This window comes from Micromonospora foliorum (assembly GCF_022229015.1).
Classification (GTDB): Bacteria; Actinomycetota; Actinomycetes; order Mycobacteriales; family Micromonosporaceae; genus Micromonospora; species Micromonospora foliorum.
The window spans coordinates 1-2,246 of the sequence record NZ_JAKKFF010000246.1 but is presented as its reverse complement, the minus strand read 5'-3'; the positions used below and the strand labels follow the sequence as shown (position 1 = coordinate 2,246).

Genomic DNA, 2,246 nt, shown 5'->3' with positions numbered 1-2,246 from the left:
GGGCGCGGGCGCGGGGCGCGGGGTGTTGCGTCAGGTGGGGTCGGGGCCGGCTTTGGAGGGCTCGAAGAGGTGGGCGAAGGCGGCCAGGTTGGCTGTCGACTCGCCCCGCTTGACCCGCCACTCGTACTCACGCCGGATCGAACTGCCGAAGCCGATCTCCAGCATCGTGTCGAACGACTCGTCGGCGTACGTGAGCACAGCGCCGAACAGTCGGTCCAACTCGTCGGCGTCGACGCCGGCCGGGTTGACCCGACCGGTCAGGTACACGTCGCCGACCGCGTCGGTGGAGAAGGAGACGCCGTACATCCGGGCGTTGCGCTGCAACAGCCAGGCCCACAGCTCCTCGCGGCGCTCGTCCGGCTGGCGCATCACGAACGCCTCGATCCGCAGCGCGTGCTCGCCGACGATCAGGTTGCAGATCGTCTTGAGCTTGTGGGTGCCCGGCAGTGTCACCGCGTACGAGCCGGGGCCGGTCGACTCCCAGGCCAGGTCCCGCTCGGCGCAGACCGACTCGATCAGGGTCGCAAGATCGCTCTTCGGGCTCACCGGACCCACTCTACGACCGACCCGGCCCGCGCACCGGGTGCCGACCGGCGCCCCGGGTCACCAGGAGCAGGAGAGCGCCGCGTCGCCCACCAGGTCCGCCGCGAGCCGGGTGCGGTGCGCGGCGATCGCCTCGCCGTAGACCCCGAGCAGACCCTCGACCGTACGGTCCCAGGAGAAGCCCCGTGCGTGCTGCTCGGCACCTCGGGCCAGCACCGATCGGAGGGCCCGGTTCGGTAGCAGGTTGCCCAGCGCGCGGGCCCAGTCGACCGGGTCGTGCCCGTCGATCAGTACGCCGCTGACCTGATCCCGTACGGCGGTGACCAGCCCTCCGACGGCGGCGGCCAGCACCGGCGTACCGCAGGCCTGCGCCTCCAGGGCGACCAGCCCGAACGATTCGTTGTGCGACGGCACCGCGACCAGGTCCGCCGCCCGGTACAGGGCCGGAAGGTCGTCCCCGGTGAGCGGTGGCAGGAACCGCACCCCGTCGGTGACCCCGAGCTTGGCGGCCAGCTCGATCAGGGCGGTCGGCCGGTCCAGCCCACTGCCGCTGGGCCCGCCACAGATCACCACGGTCACCTGGTCAGCCAGCGCCGGGTCGCGCTCCTGCAACGCGGCGATCGCGCGGATCAGCACGTCGGGGGCCTTGAGCGGTTGGATCCGACCGACGAAAGCCACCACGTACCCGTCGACTGGAAGCCCCAGCCGGCGACGGGCCTGGCGGGCGGCCGCGGACCGGTCGCCCGGCGCGGGGCGGAACCGGGCCAGGTCGACGCCCGGCTGCACGACGGACACCCGGGTCGGGTCGGCGTCGTACCGGTCGATCAGGTCTCTGGCCTCGAACCGGGTGTTGGCGACCAGCCGGTCCGCCTCGGCGACGACCTGCTCCTCGCCGATGACCCGGGCCTTGGGCTCCGGGCGGTCACCGGCCGCGAGCTGGGCGTTCTTGACCTTGGCAAGGGTGTGCGCGGTGTGCACCAGCGGCACGCCCCAGCGCTCCTTGGCCAGCCAGCCGACCTGGCCGGAGAGCCAGTAGTGGGAGTGGATCAGGTCGTAGTGGCCGGGCGGACGGGACGCCTCGGCGCGCAGCACCCCCGCCGTGAAGGCGCAGAGCTGGCCGGGCAGCTCCTCCTTGGTGAGGCCCTCCAGGGGGCCCGAGGTGATGTGCCGGACCTGCACGCCGGGCGCCATCTCGACCACCGGGGGGAGGTCGCCGGACGTGGCCCGGGTGAAGATCTCCACCTCCACGTTGGCCTCGGCGAGACGCCGGGCGACTTCGAGGATGTAGACGTTCATTCCGCCGGCATCACCGGTGCCGGGCTGGTGCAGGGGGGAGGTGTGTACCGACAGGGTGGCGATACGGCGAGGCCGGGGCCACGGTTGGGCACCTCGCTGACGTCCGACACCGGTGTGCATTTCCGCCACATCCGCTCCTTCGTCACGGTTGATGCCGTCTCGCACGACCGGCGCTTCTCGGTCAACCTGTACGCCGGATGTCATCTTCCCCATCGGGCTTCGGAAATTCCCCGGCGCGGCCCCTCGGGGTGACGGACCTCATCACCGAACGCCCGCCGACGGCTGCCCTGCGCCCGGTCGGGGCGGGTGGTACGCCCGGGGTGACAATGTCGGAATGACCTCAGTCGCCATCGTCACCGGAGCGTCCAGCGGGATCGGCGCGGCCACCGCCCGCCGGCTCGCCGCCG

The 2,246-nt window shown here is 72.3% G+C and carries 2 protein-coding genes; both read right to left on the bottom strand.

The window, feature by feature from the left end; genetic code table 11:
- Window positions 1-30 precede the first annotated feature (30 nt).
- Window positions 31-546 (bottom strand): type III secretion system chaperone family protein, encoded by a 516-nt coding sequence (locus PSH25_RS18780; protein WP_238660327.1) that lies wholly within the window; start codon window positions 544-546, stop codon window positions 31-33.
- Between the two features lie 57 nt (window positions 547-603).
- A complete protein-coding gene (gene mshA, locus PSH25_RS18775; RefSeq protein WP_238660326.1) occupies window positions 604-1,968 on the bottom strand; it encodes a D-inositol-3-phosphate glycosyltransferase in 1,365 nt (454 codons plus the stop codon).
- Between the last annotated feature and the right edge of the window lie 278 nt (window positions 1,969-2,246).